Annotated in this window: 20 protein-coding genes and 6 pseudogenes; 5 read left to right on the top strand and 21 right to left on the bottom strand. The window is 46.9% G+C overall.

Annotated features, from left to right (window positions below; genetic code table 11):
- Window positions 1-110: 110 nt before the first annotated feature.
- The 4 genes and pseudogenes from RE628_RS09765 to RE628_RS09750 form a co-directional block, all read right to left on the bottom strand.
- Entirely contained in the window at window positions 111-437 is a 327-nt protein-coding gene (locus RE628_RS09765) for a winged helix-turn-helix transcriptional regulator (protein WP_309158524.1), read from the bottom strand.
- A gap of 241 nt (window positions 438-678) precedes the next feature.
- Entirely contained in the window at window positions 679-1,647 is a 969-nt protein-coding gene (locus tag RE628_RS09760; RefSeq protein ID WP_309158523.1) for a sugar phosphate isomerase/epimerase family protein, read from the bottom strand.
- A gap of 73 nt (window positions 1,648-1,720) precedes the next feature.
- Window positions 1,721-2,803, bottom strand: a complete 1,083-nt coding sequence (locus RE628_RS09755) for a Gfo/Idh/MocA family protein (RefSeq protein ID WP_309158522.1) — start codon at window positions 2,801-2,803, stop codon at window positions 1,721-1,723.
- Window positions 2,796-3,562, bottom strand: a pseudogene (locus RE628_RS09750) (sugar phosphate isomerase/epimerase family protein). The gene RE628_RS09755 and the pseudogene RE628_RS09750 overlap by 8 nt, the downstream one beginning before the upstream one ends.
- Before the next feature lie 278 nt (window positions 3,563-3,840).
- Here RE628_RS09750 and RE628_RS09745 point away from each other — a divergent pair.
- Window positions 3,841-4,728 carry an AraC family transcriptional regulator gene (locus tag RE628_RS09745; protein WP_375143064.1) on the top strand — a complete coding sequence of 296 codons (888 nt, stop codon included), beginning with the start codon at window positions 3,841-3,843 and terminating at the stop codon, window positions 4,726-4,728.
- A 113-nt stretch (window positions 4,729-4,841) separates the two neighbouring features.
- Here the strand turns inward: RE628_RS09745 and RE628_RS09740 are convergent.
- Window positions 4,842-5,641, bottom strand: a pseudogene (locus RE628_RS09740) (TerC family protein).
- Between the two features lie 393 nt (window positions 5,642-6,034).
- Between RE628_RS09740 and msrA the strand changes: the two are divergent.
- The 3 genes and pseudogenes from msrA (at window position 6,035) to hmpA (ending at window position 8,386) form a co-directional block, all read left to right on the top strand.
- Window positions 6,035-6,698 (top strand): annotated as a pseudogene (msrA, locus tag RE628_RS09735) (peptide-methionine (S)-S-oxide reductase MsrA).
- Complete coding sequence (gene msrB, locus RE628_RS09730) at window positions 6,662-7,000, top strand: peptide-methionine (R)-S-oxide reductase MsrB (RefSeq protein ID WP_309158521.1); 339 nt, start codon at window positions 6,662-6,664, stop codon at window positions 6,998-7,000. Before msrA ends, msrB begins: the two are co-directional and overlap by 37 nt.
- Before the next feature lie 189 nt (window positions 7,001-7,189).
- On the top strand, window positions 7,190-8,386 hold the full coding sequence (gene hmpA, locus RE628_RS09725) for an NO-inducible flavohemoprotein (RefSeq protein WP_309158520.1): 1,197 nt from the start codon (window positions 7,190-7,192) through the stop codon (window positions 8,384-8,386).
- Window positions 8,387-8,476: 90 nt separating this feature from the next.
- On the opposite strand, the gene RE628_RS09720 is transcribed toward hmpA, so the two are convergent.
- The 16 genes and pseudogenes from RE628_RS09720 to RE628_RS09645 form a co-directional block, all read right to left on the bottom strand.
- A complete protein-coding gene (locus RE628_RS09720; protein ID WP_309158519.1) occupies window positions 8,477-8,983 on the bottom strand; it encodes a Crp/Fnr family transcriptional regulator in 507 nt (168 codons plus the stop codon).
- Between the two features lie 92 nt (window positions 8,984-9,075).
- Window positions 9,076-9,735 (bottom strand): YitT family protein, encoded by a 660-nt coding sequence (locus RE628_RS09715; protein ID WP_309158518.1) that lies wholly within the window; start codon window positions 9,733-9,735, stop codon window positions 9,076-9,078.
- Window positions 9,736-10,153: 418 nt separating this feature from the next.
- On the bottom strand, window positions 10,154-10,654 hold the full coding sequence (locus tag RE628_RS09710) for a Crp/Fnr family transcriptional regulator (RefSeq protein WP_309158517.1): 501 nt from the start codon (window positions 10,652-10,654) through the stop codon (window positions 10,154-10,156).
- Window positions 10,655-10,731: 77 nt separating this feature from the next.
- The gene (locus RE628_RS09705; RefSeq protein WP_309158516.1) at window positions 10,732-11,097 is read right to left on the bottom strand and encodes a YolD-like family protein; all 366 of its coding nucleotides are present in this window, start codon (window positions 11,095-11,097) and stop codon (window positions 10,732-10,734) included.
- The gene (locus RE628_RS09700; protein ID WP_309158515.1) at window positions 11,094-12,332 is read right to left on the bottom strand and encodes a DNA polymerase IV; all 1,239 of its coding nucleotides are present in this window, start codon (window positions 12,330-12,332) and stop codon (window positions 11,094-11,096) included. Before RE628_RS09700 ends, RE628_RS09705 begins: the two co-directional genes overlap by 4 nt.
- Complete coding sequence (locus RE628_RS09695; RefSeq protein WP_309158514.1) at window positions 12,329-12,538, bottom strand: YhjD family protein; 210 nt, start codon at window positions 12,536-12,538, stop codon at window positions 12,329-12,331. Before RE628_RS09695 ends, RE628_RS09700 begins: the two co-directional genes overlap by 4 nt.
- Window positions 12,510-12,737: a hypothetical protein gene (locus tag RE628_RS09690; protein WP_309158513.1), complete on the bottom strand. Its 228-nt coding sequence runs from the start codon at window positions 12,735-12,737 to the stop codon at window positions 12,510-12,512. Before RE628_RS09690 ends, RE628_RS09695 begins: the two co-directional genes overlap by 29 nt.
- Before the next feature lie 196 nt (window positions 12,738-12,933).
- On the bottom strand, window positions 12,934-13,680 hold the full coding sequence (gene map, locus RE628_RS09685) for a type I methionyl aminopeptidase (protein ID WP_309158512.1): 747 nt from the start codon (window positions 13,678-13,680) through the stop codon (window positions 12,934-12,936).
- A 127-nt stretch (window positions 13,681-13,807) separates the two neighbouring features.
- Window positions 13,808-14,488 carry a TetR/AcrR family transcriptional regulator gene (locus tag RE628_RS09680; RefSeq protein ID WP_309158511.1) on the bottom strand — a complete coding sequence of 227 codons (681 nt, stop codon included), beginning with the start codon at window positions 14,486-14,488 and terminating at the stop codon, window positions 13,808-13,810.
- 160 nt (window positions 14,489-14,648) lie between these two features.
- On the bottom strand, window positions 14,649-15,359 hold the full coding sequence (locus RE628_RS09675) for a transglutaminase-like domain-containing protein (protein WP_309158510.1): 711 nt from the start codon (window positions 15,357-15,359) through the stop codon (window positions 14,649-14,651).
- Between the two features lie 44 nt (window positions 15,360-15,403).
- Window positions 15,404-16,219: a helix-turn-helix domain-containing protein gene (locus RE628_RS09670; protein ID WP_309158509.1), complete on the bottom strand. Its 816-nt coding sequence runs from the start codon at window positions 16,217-16,219 to the stop codon at window positions 15,404-15,406.
- A 138-nt stretch (window positions 16,220-16,357) separates the two neighbouring features.
- A complete protein-coding gene (locus RE628_RS09665; RefSeq protein ID WP_309158508.1) occupies window positions 16,358-16,645 on the bottom strand; it encodes a stage VI sporulation protein F in 288 nt (95 codons plus the stop codon).
- Between the two features lie 381 nt (window positions 16,646-17,026).
- Window positions 17,027-19,071 (bottom strand): annotated as a pseudogene (gene recG / locus RE628_RS09660) (ATP-dependent DNA helicase RecG).
- 59 nt (window positions 19,072-19,130) lie between these two features.
- Complete coding sequence (locus RE628_RS09655; protein ID WP_309158507.1) at window positions 19,131-20,000, bottom strand: DegV family protein; 870 nt, start codon at window positions 19,998-20,000, stop codon at window positions 19,131-19,133.
- Window positions 20,001-20,267: 267 nt separating this feature from the next.
- Window positions 20,268-22,030 (bottom strand): annotated as a pseudogene (locus RE628_RS09650) (DAK2 domain-containing protein).
- 15 nt (window positions 22,031-22,045) lie between these two features.
- A pseudogene (locus tag RE628_RS09645) lies at window positions 22,046-22,403 on the bottom strand (Asp23/Gls24 family envelope stress response protein).
- A gap of 299 nt (window positions 22,404-22,702) precedes the next feature.
- Between RE628_RS09645 and rpmB the strand changes: the two are divergent.
- Complete coding sequence (gene rpmB / locus RE628_RS09640) at window positions 22,703-22,891, top strand: 50S ribosomal protein L28 (RefSeq protein WP_309158506.1); 189 nt, start codon at window positions 22,703-22,705, stop codon at window positions 22,889-22,891.
- The last annotated feature ends 141 nt before the right edge of the window (window positions 22,892-23,032 follow it).

Raw genomic sequence — 23,032 nt, 5'->3', positions numbered from 1 at the left:
AGCATTTTGAAAAAGCACATCGGAAGCATGGGATCGCGTTGAAAACCTGCCTTTTGAACTCGCAATATTCGTGCCGCCCCCGTCACAGGTAGCGGCACGGCTTAGCAACGTTAATCAATCCATTCTTCCGCCCAGCATTGAACCTGATCCATAACAGGACGCAGAGCACGTCCTTTATCCGTCAACTCGTATTCGATCCGAACAGGCGTCTCCGGGTATACATGTCGCACAAGAATGCCTTCGTTCTCAAGATCCTTCATTCGTTCAGACAGCATTTTATCACTCATCGACGGGATGCCATTTGAAATATCTTTGAATCTCCTGGGTCCGTTCATTAAAGTTCGAATAATTAATCCGTTCCAACGTTTTCCCAGCAAAGTAAATGCCGATTCAAAGCGTGGACACATCGGACACATGGATGTACCATTATCATCCATTACATTTCACCTCTTACTTAATTAAAAACATTACTTTATAAGAAACATTGTCGTTAAAAACTTACAATAAGTTAGTTTGTTTCAGTTTATCATATTTTTAAATAAATTAACACCGAGTTTATAGTTTGCCCTAACATTTTTACATATTCGGTATTATTAACATAGACTTTAATCATATACAAAAATAACGGCTCCGATTAACGGCAGCCGTTATTTCTAATTCTATTCTAATCTGTGTTATCTACACCCACCACATCTCTGCAGCAGAGTCCTCCATAATAACTTGTTGCAAATTGCGAACGGCTTTGGTGAAGCCTTCTTCAATCGACATCAATCCATCTTCATGCTCGATACTTACTGCATAGTCATAACCATACAAGCGCAGCGCACTGATAATATCAGCCCATGTCTTCATATCATGCCCATATCCCACTGTACGGAATTGCCAAGCGCGATCCTGCATCAGCGAGTATGACTGCATGTCAGTAATCCCGTGCATATTAACATTGATTGGATCGATTGTCGTATCCTTCGCATGGAAGTGATGAATTGCGCCAGCTTTACCTAGAATAGCAACCGCCTGCACCGGATCGATGCCTTGCCACCACATATGGCTAGGGTCGAGGTTCGCGCCAATCACTTCACCTGCTGCTTCGCGGAGACGAAGCAATGTTCCCGGGGTATGAACTGAGAAGCCTCCATGAAGTTCAAGGCCGATCTTAACGTTATGCTGCGCAGCGTAAGCGCCCCATTCTTTCCAGTAAGGAATGACCTTGTTCTCCCATTGCCAGTTCAATATTTCCTGATAATCATTTGGCCAAGGAGCAACCGGCCAGTTCGGATACATTGCATTCTCATGATCACCTGGACATCCAGAGAAAGTGTTAACAACCGGTACTTCGAGCAATTCTGCAAGCTGAACCGTCTTGACGAAATCGTCATGGTCCTTCTGTGCAAGAGCTTTCTGTGGATGTAGCGGGTTACCGTGGCAACTCAAGGCACTGATCATCAGACCGCGGGATTCCACCGCCTTCTTGAACTGCTCACGAGCCGTTTTATTTTCTAGCAACAGCTCCGGATTGCAGTGAGCATTGCCGGGATTGCCTCCTGTGCCGATCTCAACGGCTTTTAAGCCTTGAGATGCAGCCATATCCAGTGCTTCTTCAAACGAACGATCTCCGAACAGAACCATAAAAACGCCTAATTTCATTGTAATTCCTCCTACCTATATTTCTTGAAATTATCGTACCTAGGGCTGTGAGCCCTTATTCTTGATGTATTAATTAATCAAAATATACTGCCTTGCCTGTCTTCGCCGATTCATAAATCGCCTCAAGAATTTCAGTAACTACGAGAGCCTGCTCAGGCTTTACAACCGGCTCTTTGTCTTCAATAACCGCTTCAATCCAAGTTCTCGCCTCACGGACAGCTTCATTCTCTACTTTGCCGTCATAGAACGCTACACCGCCAGCGCCAAGGTCGATCTTCGTGTCATACAAGCGACTGTTCTTCTCGCCATTAATACGCAGACCGTTAGTCATGTCCGCTCCGCCTTCAGTACCGCACAGCATCGTTCTTGCTTCGCCGATATCAACCATGTTGATTGCCCAGCTCGACTCAAGAATAATGGTCGCACCATTCTTCATCGTAATGAATCCGAATGCAGAATCTTCAACTTTGAACTCTTCCGGATTCCATGGACCAAATGCATTTGCCGCATTCTCACGATCACCTAGCTTGTGGAACACTTGTCCAGTTACACTCTTCGGCTCGTAGTTATCCATCAACCACAGCGTCAAGTCTAGTGCGTGAGTTCCGATATCGATGAGTGGGCCTCCACCTTGCTTCTCTTCATCAAGGAATACACCCCAAGTAGGAACTGCACGACGACGAAGCGCCAGTGCCTTACCCAGATAAATATCGCCCAATTCGCCTTCTTCGCACAATTGCTTCAAATACAAGCTGTCATCACGGAAGCGGTTCTGATATGCGATGCTCAACTTCTTGCCGGTACGCTTCGCTGCATCCAGCATTTGACGAGCTTGCTCAGCCGTCTTAGCCATCGGCTTCTCACACATAACATGGCGTCCGGATTCCAGGGAAGCTACCGTGATCTCCGCGTGAGAATCGTTAGGCGTACATACGTGAATAACCTCTACATCAGTTTCTGCCAATAGCTTGCGGAAATCCGTGAATACTTTGGCGCCTTCTACGCCATATTCAGCAGCCGCTTTAGTTGCGCGTTCTTCAATAATATCGCAAAAAGCGACCAATTCAACTTGCTCTACCTGCGAAAGACTTGGCAAATGCTTGCCGTTAGCGATCCCGCCACACCCAATTACAGCTACTTTTATTTTTTTAGACATTTAGTTTTCCTCCTTGTGCATAAGCGCGTATAAACTCCATACTTGTCTCAATACTCTTCAATGAATCATTAGCGCAATAATCCTGTTCTACGACCAACCATTCGGCACCAGCCTGAATAGCAGCGTCGGCAATATCACGCACATTCACTTCTCCCTTACCCAGTTCCACCGTCTCCGGTGACCCATCTGCCTTCTTAACGAGGTCCTTCCAATGCAGCAGCGGCAAGCGACCGCTGTATTTAGCGATATATTCAAGCGGGTCAAATCCCGCGAAGTACACCCAGCATGAATCCAGTTCGACTTTGAGTAATTCTTCGGATACTTCGGAGAATATCGCATCAAGAACTGGCTTGTCCCCAGCTTCTGTGTCAATTCGAAGTCATGGTTATGATAGAACAGCACCATTCCCTCTTCAGCGCAACGCTGACCAATCACTTTCAAATCTTCTATCACTTCACCCCAGCGCCCACGATCCTCTTCGGCCAAATAAGGCATGGCCAAGTAACGATTACCAATGGCTTTGTTGAAAGCGATCTCTTCATCCAGCGCATGAAGCAAACGTTCATATGGTGTATGCGCACCTAAAGCGACAAGTCCTGTCTCATCAAGGATAGCCTTGACTTGCTCCGGAGTACGGCCATAGAAACCGGCGAATTCCACGCCTTGGTATCCAAGCTCAGCCACCTTCCGTAGCGTACCTTCAAAATCACGTTCCAAATAATCCCGTACTGTATAAAGCTGTAATCCTACCTTCACCAAATGATTCACCTCATTACGAATGATTGTGGCGATTCCTGAATACCGAAAATGTGTACTTTATAACTTGTAACACCCTCGAGTATGCCGAATTCATAGGTCTTACTTATCTAGCGCCTATCTCAGCATTCGGCCAACGATACCGCTCCTGAAAAGGATTTTTTTATATTAGCATTACAATTCCAATGGTATTTCAAATCGCTTTCATTTAAAATGAATAATATGATTCAAACATGAACAATCTGGTCATTATTTTATTTATATATTAAGGAGAATCATCGATGGATTGCCAAAACTTTCAACTACCAGCTACCAACCGCCCCTCTCAGCACATCGTCGAGGGAGCGCCGTCAGAGCGCTTGGACTTGCAAATACTAACTGCTAACTATTCCTCTCACCGCAAGCCCTTTCATATGGTTAATCCCGAAGGATTGCATAGTTATCTCATCCGCCTGCAATCATTCGGACGCTGCCGAGCCCGCTTGGATGGCAAGCTAGAGCTGCTTGAACCCGGTGACCTACTGCTGTTCAAGCCAAATGAGCCATATGAACTTAGGATCGAGGCGGAGCAGAATCAGCTCGGTGAGACGATTGTCTCCAGCGCTGATTATCATATTTTCCTATCCGGAAAGTGGGTCGAAGAATGGTGGGAGAAGTACGACCGACCACAGAAGATGAAGGTTCCCCTGTCCGAAGGTATCATTGGCGCCTTCCGTCAAATTATGCTCGAGCAGCGGCGGATTTCTAATCCTACGCCTGAAATAGCAGAGTACTACTTAAGAATATTGTGCCTGGATATCGATCGAAACTTCCTGCAGCAGCCGCTGCCCACTTATCCGACTTATCTTGCCCATCGCATCAAGAACTATATTGAAGAGAATGCCGCCTCTCCTTTTAAGCTGGAGGATGCAGCGGCCCATGTTGACATCAGCGTATCACGCGCCGTTCACTTGTTCAAAGAGACATTCGGAACCAGTATCATTCAATATGCTCTAGAGGTTCGATTAAATATGGCGCGGGAGCGGATCACCTTCAGCCCTATGTCTCTGGAACATGTCGCCGAGAGCTCCGGGTTTCCGAACTATAACTATTTCCATAAAGTATTCCGCAAAAAATTCGGCATGTCACCCAAGCAATATAGGCAGGCATCACGCAACCATGGGATGTAATTGACGATTCCGTTAACTCGCCCTTTACAAGAAACGCTGCTAGAAGTCATAGACGACTTCAGCAGCGTTTTATTGTCTCTGCGGGGATGAATTGTGCTGTGCCCCTAGGTTATTTATCCATTCACCTTGCTAGTCTGATTCTCTTCAAGCTTCTTGCTCGACAGGAACCAACCACAGACTGCAATCAGCACCAACACGACGTAGAATGTGATCTTCCAGGCAGTACTCTCGGCAAAAGCTTCAGGAATTACGTGAAGCGACGGATGCGCTAAGGTGTGAACTGCCAGCTTAATTCCAACCCAGCCAACGATAATGAATGCCGCTATTTCTAGGCCTGGACGGGAGTGCAGTAACTTCACGAAGAAATTGGCTGCGAAGCGCATAATGATCAATCCGATGAAGCCTCCGAGCAGAATTACGATAAATTTGCCTCCGTCCATGCCGCCGATATTCGGCAGACCACTAGGCGGCAAGGCGACCGCCAGAGCAACAGCGGCTAGAATTGAATCGACGGCGAATGCAATATCCGCAAGTTCCACTTTTAATACAGTTCCCCAGAAGCCTGTAGGCTTCTTCTTCTAGAGCTGTTCTCTTTATTCCGCTCGCTCTCATCTCCGTTCCGATGTACGACCAGCTTACGGATAATATGATTAATTGCCATATATAGCAAATAGAGTGCCCCGATCGCTTGAACCTCCCACACGTCGACCAGGTAGGAAATAATAAATAATGATGCAAATCGGAATACAAATGCGCCTGCCAATCCATAGAACAAAGCCTTCTTCCGAACATCCTCATCCAGATGCTTCACCATAATTGCCAAGACCAGCGCATTATCTGCGGCTAGAAGTCCCTCCAGCACTATCAGAACAATGAGCACCCAACCATACTCCATAAGCAAGCTGATATCCATCTTTTTTTCCCCCAATTAGTTAGTGTAGTTGTTGTAATCTTGCTTAAATTAATAAAAAAAGACCTTTACCGATTGCGGTAAAGGTCTTTATAAATAAGCCTCTACCCTGCAATGGTAAAGGTCTCGCTAACAACGTGAAGTTGCCAATAAAGCCGGAGATGGTTCATCTCGTAATGACGACTTTACTGAAGCAGCTACTCCCCTTTAATCATTCATATAAGTATTCATATACTTTACGTCATAATATTATAAAATATAAATTTATCTGTCAATATATAAGTTAACTTCGGTATAAAACCATAACGGAAATTATTTCGAATTTTACTTAAAAACAGGTATAATAAATACCGTTACACCCTATGATCTTACTACCATCGAAACGGAGGGAAAAACATGAACCAAGCACCATTGCCTAATCTGGAATTAGCTACTTTTGCCGGCGGCTGCTTCTGGTGTATGGTATCCCCATTTGAAGAGCTTCCGGGCATACACGGATCGTCTCGGGCTATATCGGTGGCCATAAAGAGAATCCAACCTATGAAGAAGTATGCGCCGGGGATACAGGTCATTATGAAGCTGTGCAGATCACGTTTGATCCAGCTGTTTTTCCGTACCGAAAGCTGCTTACTCTATTCTGGCAGCAAATTGATCCGACCGATGCAGGCGGACAATTCCATGACCGCGGGAATCCTACTTTACAGCTATCTTCTATCATAGTGAGCACCAACGTGAAGAAGCAGAAGCCTCAAAGGTCGAGCTTGAACAAAGCGGACGATTCGATAAACCGATTGTAACGCAAATTTTGCCGGCCTTGGTCTTTTATCCTGCCGAAGATTATCATCAGGATTACCACAAGAAGAATCCACTCCACTACAAGCGTTACCGGATCGGCTCCGGCCGGGAGGATTTCATTGAACAACATTGGTCCGGCCCTGCCAACCAAGAGCAATTGAAGCAGGTTCTGACGCCGATTCAGATGAAGTCACTCAGAACAGTGCCACGGAAAGGCCGTTCACCGGCGTGTATTGGGATTATACAGCAGATGGCATCTACGTAGATGTCGTATCTGGCGAGCCTCTGTTCAGTTCACTCGATAAATATGACGCTGGCTGCGGCTGGCCAAGCTTCACCCGTCCACTGCAGTCCTACAATGTTAAGGAGAAGTTGGACAAAAGTCATTTCATGATCCGCACAGAAGTCAGAAGCCGGCAAGGCGACTCTCATCTGGGACATGTATTCGATGACGGTCCCGGCCCGAATGGACTCCGCTACTGCATCAACTCCGCTGCACTCCGCTTCATACCGAAGGAGGAACTGGAGAAAGAAGGTTATGGAGAGTATTTGCAACTATTCGAGTAGCAGAGTTAAATAATGAAACGGCGTGGCCTTAGGGGCAAACGCCGTTTTTTTATGTGATAAATTTAATTGCTAAAATTTTAAGTTCACATTTCGTAAACAATTGAGGTGACGCCAATCACAATTATCCATATTTCTATGCACCTATACTTATAAGTGTAAGATTTATCACAAAGAAAGAAGGTGCCCCATATGCTTGATGCGAAAACCATTGAAATCATCAAATCAACGGTTCCCGTACTAGAGGTCCATGGGCAAACAATTACCAGAAAATTTTATGAAACGATGTTTAAAAATCATCCCGAATTACTCAATGTCTTCAATCACGCAAATCAGCGTCAAGGCAAACAGCCTACGGCTCTAGCCAATACTGTCTATGCTGCCGCTGCACATATTGATCGTCTGGAAGAAATCCTCCCTGTCGTCAAAGGAATTGCCCAAAAGCACCGGGCACTCGGCATTTTGCCTGAGCAATATCCTATCGTTGGCGAGAATCTACTCGCAGCTATTAAAATGGTGCTTGGCGATGCCGCGACCGATGAAATCATCGAGGCCTGGGGCAAAGCATATGGTGTCATCGCCGACGTATTCATCAGCGTCGAAGCTGAGATGTACCAAGCTTCCGAACAGCAGCCCGGCGGCTGGCGCGGATTCCGCCGCTTCATCGTGGATCGCAAGATTAAAGAGAGTAATGTCATTACCTCTTTCTACTTGAAACCAGAAGATGGCAAAGAAATCGCAAGTTATTTTCCTGGACAATACATCACAGTACGTGTTAAACCGGAGGGGCAGTCCTTCACCCATCTTCGTCATTATAGCCTATCCACCTCACCTGGTCATGATTATTACCGCATTTCCATCAAACGTGAGGAAGCAGAGGCTGACAAACCAGCCGGAATCGTATCCTCTTATTTGCATAACGATGTTCTTGAAGGAGATATCCTAGAGGTTAGCGCACCTGCTGGCGAATTCACGTTGGATCAATCCAAGGAGATTCCCGTTGTTCTAATTAGCGGTGGTGTAGGCCTAACTCCAATGGTCAGCATGCTCGAAACACTGCTGGAGCAACAACCTGCACGTGAGGTCGTGTATATCCACGCCGCTCGCAACGGAAGCCATCATGCCATGAAAGAGCATATTAGCCAGTTGACTCAAGATCATCCGGCCTTAAGTTCTTATCTTGTCTACGAAGCTCCAACTGCTGGCGAAAGCTGCGACAAGATCGGTTTCATCGATCTCCCTTGGCTGCAGACCGTGACGGATTCCAATGCTGATTTCTATTTCTGCGGACCTACACCGTTCATGCAGGCTGTTAACCGCGCTCTTAAGCAATGGGACGTTCCTGAAGAGCGAGTTCATTTCGAATTCTTCGGACCGCAGACAGTTTAAATTAATCGTTTATCTATCGCTATATATAAACAAAACCCTCGCGGCTCTGGAGTGTTCGCACGTCAGATCCACGGGGGTTTATTTTTAATTCTAACCTTTGTTCATTTCACGTAACAAGCGATTCACCGTCTCGCGCCTGATCCCGATCAATTGACCAATCTCCTCTTGGGTTAGATAATCCGTTAACGGAATACCATTCGCGTGTTGATTTAACCATTTGTTCAACAGTTCCAATCTCTCGGCCGGCGTTCCTACCGTCAAATGATCCAACCGTTCCTGCATAAACCTGATCTTCTCCTGCAACAGCTTAGCAATCTCAAGCGCCTTATGCGGATCTTCCTCCAACTCGCGATACCATTTCTGCGCAGGAATGACCTCCACTTCACTTCGTACAAGCGCAATTGCCGTTCCATGCGTCTCCTTCGCTGATATCAAGGAATGATGCGGAACCATCTCACCCGGGTAGAGAATATTAAATAACACCACATTCCCGTTCTCATGCAGTCTGGTCACCTTGAACAATCCGCTCTTAATATGGTATAAATTCACTCCTTCATCTCCTTGATGAAACAGCGTCTCACCTTTATGTAAAATCATATTGATCTCTCCATTCTCGTAAAAATACATTCCATATTATAGCAGATTACCAGCACCTATATAAAAAGAAAACGACGCTGTAGCCCGAGGGCTCACGCCGTTTTCTGTTTCATGCCGTAAGAAACTTTGCGCGATGGCACTTCTTTACGACCATACTGAACAGTCCAAGTAATCATTTTACCGGCAATCAGTACCGCCATAATGGTGAACATCGTCTCTTTAAATGGCAAGTAGAACAAAGATAACATCAGTACAACCGCATCCAGCAGGATGAACATCGTACCGATCTTGATGCCTGAGCACTGACTTAACATCAATGCTAGAATATCGTCTCCACCTGAAGCTCCGCCTGCACGTAGAACAAGCCCAGCGCCAAGCCCTGTCAATAGACCTGACAACAATGCCGCTAGCGGCAAATTGTCCGTTAAGTTCATTGAAAGCGGTGAAAATCGCTCGAACAGTTCATAAAATGCCGAGAACAGTACCGAGGAGAATATTGTATTTGCAATGAATTTCCAGCCTTTAAAAAATATAGCCACAATCATAACAAGAGCGTCAAGCGCAAGCATTGACAATGCCGGAGGCAAATTGAATGAATATTTACCTAACAGCGCCAAGCCAACAAAGCCGCCCTCTGACAGACCATTCTGAAAATTGATATGATAATACGTAAACGCTAATAAAAATGTACCAAACATCAAAACTAATAACTGCTTACCGTCATATTGCCATCTTGTTGTTTTCTTCCTCATTAAGAATCCCTCTTATCGCAGATTGGTTGACCTCACGCCAACACCCTACGAAAAAGATCCTCGAGGACTTCATACTTCGCATCATCACTCGCTTCTTTCTTAAGGGTATTGTCGCAAACCGACGTTCCACGTAAGAAGCTAAGTGTAAGAGAGATCACAACGTTTCCAAATCGTCCTTTGGGGATTCGTCCTTAAGGGACACATGGTATCCTGATCCTTTCTGTTTTTGATTCTATTTTATTATAGCACAAATCGGTTCATGACAAAAACTTCAGGACACCCCAGCTACACAGGCATACCATCATTATTGCTCATATTAATCGCCGCATATCATGCGGAGAGAATCATCCTTCAATTCTCAGCGTTATAATACTGAATTCATTAAAGTGGACTTTTTGAACTACCTCTTAGAAGCAGATTAGCCCAACGCCTTGAGCAGACGATTCACCGTCTCGCGCCTCACTCCGATCAGTTGCCCGATCTCCTCCTGAGTCAGGTAATCGGTTAGATGCGTGCCTGGGACATGCTGGTTTAGCCAATCGCCCAATAGCTCCAGCCGTTCGGCCGGAGTACCAATCGACAGATGATCCAGCCGTTCCTGCATAAATCTTAGCTTCTCCTGCAGCTGCATGGCAACTTCCATCGCCTTGTCCGGATTATTCTGTAGATCCCGGTACCACTGCTGTGCGGGAATAACCTCTACCTCACTTTGGACCAGCGCAATCGCTGTTCCCAGCACTTCTTTGGGTGAGACCAGAGAATGATGCGGTACAATTTCATCGGGATATAAAATATTAAACAATACCACATTTCCATTCTCATGCAGTCGTATTACCTTAAACAAGCCACTCTTAATGCGATACAAGTTCTCACATTCATCTCCCTGGTGAAATAAAGCATCACCTTTGTACAAGATCATTAACTATCTCCCCATTCAGTCCAAAATGCTGTAACCCATATTATAGCATAATATGCATCCAAGACCATGGGGCGGCCTTACCATACTTTCTTAATCACCCTGATATTCTGCTGCGAATTCGGCGCTAACAATATCACGCCATAACACCCACTCCATTCCATAATCTGTCTGTAGACAAACCCGCCGCCCGCCAGGTCCAGGCGAGTGACGGTTCCATAAAGTCCCCGATCCTCATATTCACCAAATAGCCGAAGTGCTATCTCCCTTCCTTCATGCAGCGATTCCATTAAAATTCGTGAGACTCTCTCGAGCTCCTGTTCATCCAGTTGTACCCGCGTCCTCTTCTGTAAATGACGATTGCTTCTCAAAATTGCCTCCTTATGCTCCGGCAGCATCATCCGCGAAGACTCCCACATCCCGTTGCCTTGCAATTTTCCTGTCATCGATAATGTCCTCCAATCTTGCCTGCCCGGTCTCTGGCTTGGCCTGAAGGCGTTAGTGATACCGCTCTGAGAATAGCTGAGTCTCCGTACTTTCGCTTAATCTCATCCGTCGCTCTTTCCAGTGCCTGATATTTGGGCCGCTCATCAAATAAGGTCAGTTGATACGCATCATCCTCTACTAATCCTGACAAGGTAACGCCCACCTTGCGCACAGGGAGATCGTTCCAATGCTTGCGGAACAGCGCCATCACCGCTTCGTAGATCTGGTTGGTGACATTTGTCGGGTCAGCCAGCTTCATTTGCCGTGAAAATCCGGCTGGTTGGTCGAAATCCGCTCCCCGGCAGCTAACGCTGACCACACTACCCATGAACCCTTTATCCCGGCATCGTCGGCAGACGAGTTCCGTCAGCTCTAAGAGCGGAACGGCAATCGTCTCCAGGGAGTAGTAATCACGCGGCAATGTCATCTCATGACCGATTGATTTGACGCCTTGATGGCTATAGGGATTCACTGGCGAAGGATCGATGCCATTGGCCAGACGCCACAACAATTCCCCATTTACTCCGAAGCGAGCTCTGAGCCTCTGCATCGGGGCATTCGCCAAATGGCCAATTGTCGGCATTCCCATTTTGATAAGATGCCCTTCCATTCGCGAGCCGACCATCAACAATTTCCGAATTGGCAACGGCCAGAGCACCTTCTGAAGCTTCTCCTGGGGAAGAAGATAGATACCATCCGCATTCTTCTTAGCGAAAATATCGCAGGCCATCTTGCTGACCGCCTTGTTATAGCTAATCCCAAATCGGCAGCGCACTCCCGTCTTATTCTGGATGTCGGCCTGAATTATACGCGCCAGAGTATCCGGGTCTCCGAACAAGGATAGGCTCCCGGTTACATCCAAATGCTGTTCATCAATGCTATAGGGCTCTACCAGATCAGTAAATTGCCTCATAATATCCGTAATCTGCAGCGATACCTGGATATATTTCTCCATTCTTGGCCTCATTACAACGAGCTCGGGGCATTTTGCCAGCGCGGTCCCTACATTCTCCGCAGTCGTTACCCCGTAACGCTTGGCGATCGGACAAGCCGCCAGCACAATGCCGGAACGGCGTTTGGGATCGCCGGCAACGATCAACGGACGATCTTTATATTGCGGATAGTCTGCCTTCTCGACACTGGCATAGAACGACTGGCAGTCTCCCATCATAATGACGCGGTCCCGCTGCTTCATGAGCCATCCCCTTCTTTTGCATTGTAGACTTCTAGGGAGCCACCTGGAGAGATGCTCAGATAGCTGCGAATCCGCTGCAGGATTTCCGCCTTGACGAGCCCCCACAACATAGAAAATTCATAATGATACCCACGGCATAAATAATCCGCCTCGATGCCAAGCACCGTTCGGCGCTCCTTATAGATCTTCATTCCATGTTGGCGCAAGCCTTGCCGAGCCCGGGTTAACTCCATCGTAGCTGCCTTTTGTAGCAAATCGATTAGTTCGCCATATATCTCCGGCAGCTTCAATCCCGCCCGAACTACCGCTGTACGGTCTCTCTAGCACATCCAGGATGATCGGCAGCAGAATCGATTCCTTCACGAACTCCGCCTCTTCTGGCGTCTGCCAAGGAATTGGGCTCATCTTAGCCCACTTCGCAAGCTATAAATCATAAACTCACCTTCCGTAAGAACGTTTGTTCCTATTATACTCATAATACGAACAAATATTCCCCTTGGCAATAGGTTATTGCTGGTTATTTCTACAAATAAAAAACTGGCCAAGCAATTAAGCTTAACCGGTTCTGAATGAGTGACTATCTGATTGAGGATCTTATTTATTAATGCGCGGTCAGAACAAGCGGACCATCCTGAGTAAGCGCCACAGTATGCTCGAATTGAGCAGAGAGTTTGCCATCAGCCGTTCTTGCTGTCCATTTATCATCGTCGATCGTAATCCGGAACGTGCCTTGATTAATCATCGGTTCAATAGTTAATACCATGCCTTCCCTTAGACGCAGCCCCTTCCCTGCAACACCAATATGCTCGAAGCTAGGATCTTCATGCAAGCTGCGCCCGATCCCGTGTGCTAGCAAGTCGCGAACAACTGAGAAGCCGTTCGATTCAGCATGTTGCTGAATTGCTGATGTAACGTCGCCGAGACGATTACCCGGTAGAGCTTTACTTATCCCGATATCGAGGCATTCTTTCGTCACCTTCATCAACTGCTCAGCCTGAGGACTAATCTGGCCGACAGCATAGCACCAGCAGGAATCGCCGAACCATCCGTCATATTCAGCAACGATATCCAGTTTAAGCAAGTCGCCTTCTTCTAGAGGTCGATTACCGGGAAAGCCATGTGCCACTACATCATTCACCGAGGCACAGGTCTCAGCAGGGAAGCCGTGGTATCCTTTCGTAAACTGCTTACCGCCAAGCTTGGTAATATGTCTAGCCACGAAGTCGTTGATCTCCTGGGTAGTAATCCCCGGCTTGATCAGCTTAGCAACCTCGCGGTGGCAATCGGCCACAATTTGGCTAGCTGGTTTCATGTCTTCAATCTCTCGCGGTGATTTTAAAATAATCATCTTTCTCTTCCACTCCTTCATTTTCGGGCATTTGCATACCCTTTAACCTCCATACGGCGGACAGTAATATCCCATCAACAAACGCGACTTAAGGGTCTGGTCTACAAAGTTACCCATCGACCAATCCTCAAGTCAGTCCCGCACACAGGAAGCTAGCAATTCCCTCCGCTTCGGTGTATAGCGTCCCTCGCCGAAGCGGCAGCAACGTGCAGCCTGTCATCGCCGACAACAGCATCCGTATTTTGGCCTCCGTATCTAGGGCAGACATGCCTGGGGTAGCTTCTACCACCCCTTGTTCAATCAGCTGAGATAGTGGAATCACTATATGCTCCCGATACGCCTTGCTTAGAGGCAAAGCCTGTTCCTCGGGAAGCTGGCGGTAATCCTCATTACCAAGCTGGTACACCAAATACGCTGCATGATCCTCTGACCAGGTCCTCAAGAGGCCTGCGACAAGAACATGCCAGACCTTAGGTTCCGTTTCTTTAGTCCTAGCCAAGGCTGTGCCCCCCGATATTTCTACTGTATAAGGAAGTGTGCCACCGGGGAGCGTCCGCGATTCATCGATTAACCGATCAACAACCGCTGCGGTTCTCTCCAGAGCTTGCCACAGCAAGTCATGCAATAAGTCTATTTTGTTCTTATAGTAATGATATACCGTTCCATAACCGAGGCCGGCCAAGCGGGCAACATCACGAATCTCCAGCAGCATACCCTTATCTAAATAAACATCAGCCGCAGCTTGGATAATTTCAGCAATCCGCCGATTTCGAATTTCTTCATTTTGTTCTTTTGTACGCGGAGTCATGTCTGCCTCCTTTTTTTGACCTACTAACATGTCAATATAAAAATACATCAATCCCTGGCAAAAAACAAGACAGATATGTAAATAGTATTTTTCTATACTCAAGGAGAAACAATGGTATAAAAAATGAGGTCGGCCTGTTGAAGAGGCTAACCTCATTTGTTTATTGCCTTCTACCCTTTCGAATCGCGTCCGTTTGCCGGTTAACCCGTTTGCGCAGCAGATTTAATAATAATTTTTTCACAGCGCCTTTGACATTGTTGTACTTGGCGAAAAAATCATCAGGATGGTCGAAATACCCTAAGTCTTCGGTAATCGAGAAGCTCTGAATATAGGTGCTCTCCCCGCGCCAGCAGAGATTAATCCCCGCCTTATCTTTGATCGAAATCCCGTATCCGATATAACCTCCGTTATAGCTGCAAAGTCTATCCTGCACCTGCTTGAGATAAGGATCATCGATAATAACTCCCTCCAAAGCTACCCATTTTCCCTCAAACCATACTTCTGTCCACGCATGAACGATATTCGCAGGTGCAAAGGTATAAATGATGCCAGTAAGCGCGCCCTTTTGCATTTTTTTATCGATATAAAAGCCATGAATTCGGCACGCAATCCCTGCGCCCCGCAGCAGTGCCATCAATAGAATACTCTTGGTATTGCATTGCCCATATCCATCAGCAAGCACCTCCGAAGCAGGAATGTCATCGCCGCGGTTGTAGCCAAATTTGATCTGATTTCTTACATAATCGTAGATTTGACGGATTTTTTCGTATTCGGTAAGCTCGTCCCGGCTCCAGCCCTTCGTCCTAATGAGCTGCTCAATCGATGGATGTTTATAGTCTACTAATACTGTAGCTTGTAGGAATGCTTCCACGATCATCCCCCCTTTTGCTATAAGTATAAGGAAGATGACGATCGTTACACTTTCAAAAATCTGCTATTCTGCACGATCGAGCGTGCGGTCATGCCCAGCTTGTTTCTAACGGTTCTAGAGAAATGAGAGGAACTACTGAAGCCGGCCTCTATCGCAGCTTCTGTCATCGACACGCCATTAAAAATCGCCTGGAATGCCGTTCTTAATTTATGATGTACAATGTAGCTTGCCAGTGATATACCTACCTTTTCTTTGAAAAAATGCGATAATCGGCTCTCGGAAATATACATGTGTTTGCTAAGCGCTCTAACCGTCAGTTCATGACCCGGAAATGTCTCGACAGTGAGCAATATGTCCCCGATACGGTCATCCAGATCAGACTTATGTTCATAATCCTCCTGTCCCTGCAGCCGCAAAATTTGCATAAAATTCCTCATACTCTGATTGTAATCATTCTGGCTAGTTATCGAAGATAATTGCCTAGTAGCAAGCTGCCGCAGTTGATCGACCTGATCTTGTTCTAATACACAGACATTAGAATCCTGTAAATACACCCGCTTTACTAGCTCTCCCAAGGTTGATTCAGGATTGATCAGCATGTACCACTGCCACTGTTGATAGCCCTGTAATTGATGAATCACACTGGATCGGAGAAAGAGTCCCGAAGCCTGTATCTGCTGACCTTCCACCGTAATAGATACGGGCTGTTCGAGTCCTATCGTAAGTTGTATGTAATGATGGCTGTGATCGTCGGCGTCTACTTTGTTTGTAAGAAAAGAGATATGATCCTGACTAAAATACAATATAAGCTCATAGGGGAAACCAAACATCTGCAATTCTAGCTTCTCCTTCCCATCCATTGGTCGAGTGATGTGTACACATTCATTGGTTCGGATTATACCGATCGGCAACTATGAAGTAAAGAGGGAACGATACACTTCGTTTATAAAAAAAAGTGAAGGCTCTTTATACAAGAACCTTCACCTTTGGTTTAACTACTATCGGAACATTCCCCACAGCTTAATCAGGTGAAATGTATTGCGTGGATCAATTTTCTGAGCAACTACAAATGAGACAATCTGTTCTTCCTGTACACCCGTCAAACGCTCGTTCAATATACCTGCTGCCGATTTCACCATTCGGCGCACCTTCACGCGATCCTGCAAATCCGATTTCGTTAAACCATCCACCAGCATCTTCATACGATCCTTTGTGGCCGGATTCTTCATTTTAAGCTTCACCCGCTCTACTAACTGCGAACTAATGCCAAATTGTTGGTAACTCAAAAGCTCATTGCACCTCCCTCATTCACACCTACTTTCTAGATATATGACGGGAGGCCTGTACATAGTGTCTTGAAAATGAATTTAGGGATGCTAGTATGGTTAATAAAAATGTACCCAGGGCCGACGGAAATTAAAAAAACTGCAAAAATGCAGCTTTTCTTCCATAAACTCACCAGATTTGAGAAAAAAACTGCAATTATGCAGTTTTTTTCTCAAAATCATCCTAATTCTTCGCATTTCGCATCAAAAAGATGCATATTTGCAGCAATTTCACTTAGGTGGTCCGTTTTATTTAAAAAAAGAAGTATTTTTGCAGTTTTGTAGAGAGCAGGCAACAGATTTGGGGCACTTTGAGCTAATCGACTAGCCCAAAGTGTCCCATCAATCGATCACTTCGCCCTGCAGCACCTGCTCCCGCTGCAGGTAGCCGCGCAGCGGCTCATACTCGGGCGACGTCCAGAAGGACGCGTCCGCCACCAGCCGGGCGGCGTCATCACGCGCCGCCTCGAGCACTGCGAAATCGCTGACCATGTCCGCGATTCGGAATTCCGGCACGCCGCTCTGCTTCGTGCCGAAGAAATCCCCAGGGCCGCGTAGCTCCAGGTCCCGGCGTGACACTTCGAAGCCGTCGTCCGTATCGGTCATGACCTTCATTCGTTCCTGACCTACCTCCGTCTTCGGATCGGCGATGAGCACGCAGTAAGACGCGTGCTCCCCCGTCCTACACGGCCGCGCAGCTGATGCAGCTGCGACAAGCCGAAGCGGTCGGCATCCATGATGATCATCAGCGTAGCATTAGGCACGTCCACGCCGACCTCTACAACTGTAGTTGATACGAGCAGTTGCACCTCGTTCGCATAGAACGCCCGCATGACCTCGTCCTTCTCGCTCGGGGTCATTCTCCCATGCAGCAGTCCAACACGGATGTCCGGGAATGCCTGCTGCATCGACACGTACAGATCAATCGCATTCTGGACATCCAACTTTTCCGATTCCTCAATCAGCGGTGTAATCAAGTAAGCTTGTCTTCCCTGCGATATTTCACGGGAAATAAAACCGAGCACACGATCCATCATGTCATGCTTCACCCAATAGGTTGAAATCGGCTTTCGTCCCTTTGGTCGCTCCGACAGTGTGGAGACGTCCATATCTCCGAAGGCGGTAATCGCCAGCGTCCTGGGTATCGGAGTAGCAGTCATCGTCAGCACATCGGGGTTGAACCCCTTGCGCCGCAAAATGCTGCGCTGATTCACGCCGAAGCGGTGCTGCTCATCCGTAACGACCAAACTCATCGAACGGAAGAAGACATCCTCCTGAATCAAAGCATGGGTACCGATAAGGACGTCCGTCAGCCCCATCTGCAAGGAAGCGAGCAAATCTTTGCGCTTACGACCTGATACACTCCCCGTCAGCAGCCCTACTGAGATACCAAAGGGCTCGAACATCTTCGCAAGCGAACGGGCATGCTGCTCCGCCAAAATTTCCGTAGGAACCATAAAGGCTCCCTGATGGCCCGATTTCACCGCGGCAAACAGCGCAATCGCGGCGATAACGGTCTTCCCGGAACCCACATCGCCTTGCAGTAGCCGATTCATGCAATAAGGAGAGCGCATATCCTGCAAGATCTCCAGCTCAACTTGCTTCTGCGCATCGGTTAGCTCGAACGGGAGGCTGTGCACGAATTCCCGAATCGCCCGGTTCTCAAAGATATGGGTAACGCCATCCATTCGCTCATGGTTAATCGCGCGATATGCTTGCAGCTTAAGTTGGAACAGGAACAGCTCCTCATAGACCATACGGCGGCGAGCCTGCTGCCCCTCAGTCTGATCCTCAGGCAGATGGATCCGCTGAATAGCCCGTTTTCTCGACATAAGATCATAGCGCTTCAGCAGCCCCTCAGGCAGGATTTCAGGAACCAGCTCCCCATACTGCTGCATCGCCTGATGAATCGCCTTGCGCATCCAGCTCTGTGTAATTTTCCCGCCAACTGAATAGACTGGCTGAACGGTGCCACTTCGCTGTACGCCTTTATCCGGGAATTCCGAATCTGATACTGTAAGCTGATTACGCTTTAGATCCCATTTCCCGGTTAATATGATCTCTCTTCCGGCAACCAATTGATCGCGCAGGAAGTGGCGATTGAACCATGTCGACGTGAACATCCAATCCTCGGCCACCATTTTACAGGTCATTCTTGATTTGCGCCCATAGCGCTGCAGAACAGGAATCCCCATAATTTTGGCCTGAACCGTAATCTTGTCTCCGTCCTTGACTTCTGTCAAAGATTTAAGTCGGTAATCTTCGTAACGAAACGGATAGTATTCAATTAGATCATTTACCGTAAAGATGCCAAAGGCGTGAAGCTCTCCTGCTTTGAGAGCACTCACGCCGCTGACTTGCTTTACGGGGATTTCATGCAAATCCATCGTTCAAATCCCTCGCTTTAAATACAAGTCCAAAAAGCTTAACTTTTTGAACAACTTCTTTAAGCCGGCCATACGAAGATAGCCACAGTACCAGGACCTACATGAGTACCTACAACAGAACCAATGCTGTTGCGTACGATCTCATGCAGGGTAAAATGCTCTGACAACAGCTGAATGATCTCTTCCGCTCCTTCAGGGTTCACACAATCGCACACAGCAACGTTCAAATCCTTGTGGTTCGGGAAATCATTCCTGAATAACTCAATTACACGAGATACCGCCTTCTTGCGGCCCCTTACCTTATCTACCGAATAGATAATGCCTTCATGGTCTACAGAAAGAATCGGCTTAATATTCAGCAATGTGCCAAGAATGGCCGCCGCCTTGCCGATCCGACCACCTTTTTGCAAATACTCTAGTGTATCAACCAGAAAATAAAGCCTGCGCTCTTGTCCAAGACGCTCTAACTCGGTGCAAATCTGCTCAACGGAAACCCCTTGCTTCGCCAATCTTGCTGCATGCACTACCATCATGCCGAAGCCATAGCTAGCACAGAGCGAGTCGACCACCGTAATATTTACCGGCTCTGTAGAATCTTCCTCTATCATCGACTTTGCCAGCTGAGCGGATTGATAGGTGCCGCTCATCCCAGAAGATAAATGTATCGAGAGGATAGGAGAATCAGGATACTGCTTCATTAAATTCTGATACACCTCTACATACTGAGCAGGCGAGGTCTGCGAAGTCGTCGGGAGATCCTTGGACTTCGCCAGCTTGTCATAAAACTCTTCAACCGTGATGTCGATTCCTTCCAGGTAAGACTCATCCCCGAAGGCTAGCCGCATTGGCACGATATGAATACCATACTCAGCAGCCAGCGAAGCAGGAACGTCAGCCGTACTGTCAGCTACAATAACGATCTGACTCATAGGTATCTTCACCCTTTCATCATTCCCCCTTTTGCAAGAGGTTGTTCAAAAAGTTCACTTTTGATTACGAAGTGAATCAAGGAGTAACTCGGCTTCGAATCTTGAATTCACCCTGGCCTAAGCAGATGCTTACGAAGTCATGTTACCTACGGTAACATTTCAGGTACTCACGTACAAACTACGTACGCTCCACTCCTCAGACCCTAGCTTCATCCAACCTTCTCGGTACTGAAAACCGATCTTTTTGAACTTATATTATTAGGACGATCAGGATTCAACCGAGAATAAATAATAATAGATCGGTTGTCCGCCATCATGAGTCTCTACTTCGACATCAGGATAAGTTTCATTCAGCCAACTCACTAACGACGCTGTAGTCTCCTCTGTCGCCTCTTCTCCAATCAGGACAGTGACGATCTCATCCCCATTGGACAGCATTTTAGTAAGCAATGCTTGGCTTGTCTCAAGCAATTGTTCTTCGGTTGCAACGATCTTGGAGTTCTCAATACCGATATAATGACCAGCCTTGATCTCCAGATCGTCGAACATCGTATCACGGATCGCGTAGGTAACTTGTCCTGTCTTGACATGAGATACGGCACTCATCATATGATCCGTATTAACGTCAGCACTCTCCTCTTCCTGGAACGCGAAGGCAGCAGCGATTCCTTGCGGAATGCTCTTGCACGGAATAACTGTGACACTACGCTCATCTTCCAGCAAATCTCGGGCCTGTTGAGCGGCAAGAACGATATTCGAATTGTTCGGCAACACGAATACATGCTGCGCAGAGATCGAATGAATCGCCTTAACGAAATCCTCCGTACTTGGATTCATCGTCTGTCCGCCAGATAGAACAACGTCAATGCCAAGACTCTTGAAGATATCTGAGATTCCTTGTCCGGACGCTACAGCAATAAATCCGTAAGGAGCCAATTCGTCCGCAGGAACCTCAGCCGGGTCTACAGAACGGGCAGGTTCAGCCGGGATGTCAGCGAACAACTCTGGCATTGGAGCGGCATCAAGCCCGGTTGACAACAGCTCACGATGCTGTTCACGCATATTTAGAATATGAATCTGAGTAATTTCCCCATAGTTCAGAGCGAGATTCAGAACCTCGCCGGGCGCTTTGGAGTGTACATGAACTTTGACTACTTCATCATCGGCAATCACGATAATAGAGTCACCGTTCAGTGATAACGTTTTCCGAAATTGATCTTCGTCAAAATTCGAATGCGGTACTCCACCTAGGGTACGACTTATGAAAAATTCCATATCATAGAGAAATTCAATATCCTCTGTAACAAGCTTCGCTTGAGCAGTGGCATCATGATGTTCGGCCGGATGTACGGCTGCAACGGCAGAGATAGACCCTGCTTTAGATTGTGCGGGCATTGAATCGATAGGCTTTGCTTTGCCTGTTAATTGCTCCATAAAGCCTTCGTAAATATATACAAGACCTTGTCCGCCGGAATCAACAACTCCGACCTGCTTCAGTACAGGCAATTGCTCTGGCGTATTCGCTAGAGCTTCCTTAGCCTTCGCTAGCACATCAGCCATCAAATCTACGATATCGGTAGTACGTCTAGCCTGGTGAACCGCATGCTTGGCAGCTTCTTTCGCTACCGTAAGGATTGTTCCCTCTACCGGTTTTACTACGGCCTTATAGGCTGTATCCACCCCGCTTTGTAAAGCTGAGGCAAATTGAATAGCATCTAGCTCTTCATAAGAAGATGCATAACGGGCAAAGCCGCGGAACAACTGGGATAGAATAACGCCAGAGTTTCCTCTAGCCCCCATCAGCAATCCCTTGGACAACGTATTTGCCCGGCTACCAAGTCCGCCTGATCCGTTATTATTCAATTCGGCCACTCCGGCCGTCATCGTGAGATTCATATTTGTTCCGGTGTCTCCATCAGGAACTGGAAAGACATTTAGAGAGTTGACATGCTCAGCATGATCCCCAACCGCTTCGCCCCGGCTAGTACCATGGCGGTGAAATCTGTTCCGTTAATAGAACGCTTACTCAATGAGAATTCCCCTTCCTAGCTTGATACACGAACGCCTTGAACTGCAACATTGACTTGAGCCACTTCGAGTCCAACGACTTCATTTAACACATATTTTACTTTTCGCTGTATGTTGTAGGCAACCTCGGAAATTTTCGTACCATAACTGACTATGATATAAAGATGAATTGCCAATCGCTTATTATCGAGCTTTACTTCCACACCCCGGGCTAAATTCACGCCCCAGCAATTCAGCAATGCCGTCCTTGAATTGTTTCCGGCTTGCCATTCCTACGAGTCCATAACATTCCATGGCGGCCGACCCGGCGATCACAGCTACTGCTTCCTCCGAAATATCTACACGTCCATATTCGGTCTCAAGTTGTATTGCCACGCCTACGCTCACTCCTCCCTTGAAATTATTATGGGCTAAACCATATTGTACTATAAGAACAAAGATAAATAAATAAACAAAGCGCGACAAGCGTCTATAGAAATAAAGTTTGTCGATCGGTTGACGGACGTTTTTTTACTGTGATATTATATGTAAGTATTGTTTTATGCGGTTTCCTATGCATTTATAGGCTTAATGAGGGAAATCAACCGGCTAAAGCCGGCTTGAACAATAACTGTTAACTTCAATAATAAACTGTTATTTTCAAGACAGGTGTATCGGAACAGGAGGTGTAATGAATGTCTCGCAAATGCTATGTAACAGGCAAGAAACCAAGCAGCGGTAACCATGTATCCCACGCAAACAACCGTAATCGTCGTTCTTGGGGCGTTAACGTACAGAAAGTCCGGATCTTGGTAGACGGTAAGCCACAACGCGTATACGTCAGCACTCGGGCTTTAAAATCCGGTAAACTGACTCGCGTATAATGGTGAGAATAAGTATATAGACAAAAAGCACCTTTTCTTAATAGAGGTGCTTTTTTCGTATTCTCCTGCCACTTCAGCAACCGGAAAACAGTATCGCCACAAACCGCGTGATGGAAGGCGGGATTTGCGCCGCCCGAATTC

The sequence above is a fragment of the Paenibacillus sp. D2_2 genome (genome assembly GCF_031199965.1).
Lineage (GTDB): Bacteria > Bacillota > Bacilli > Paenibacillales > Paenibacillaceae > Fontibacillus.
Note: the sequence above shows the minus strand (reverse complement) of the source record. Positions and strands in the feature narration are given on the sequence as shown.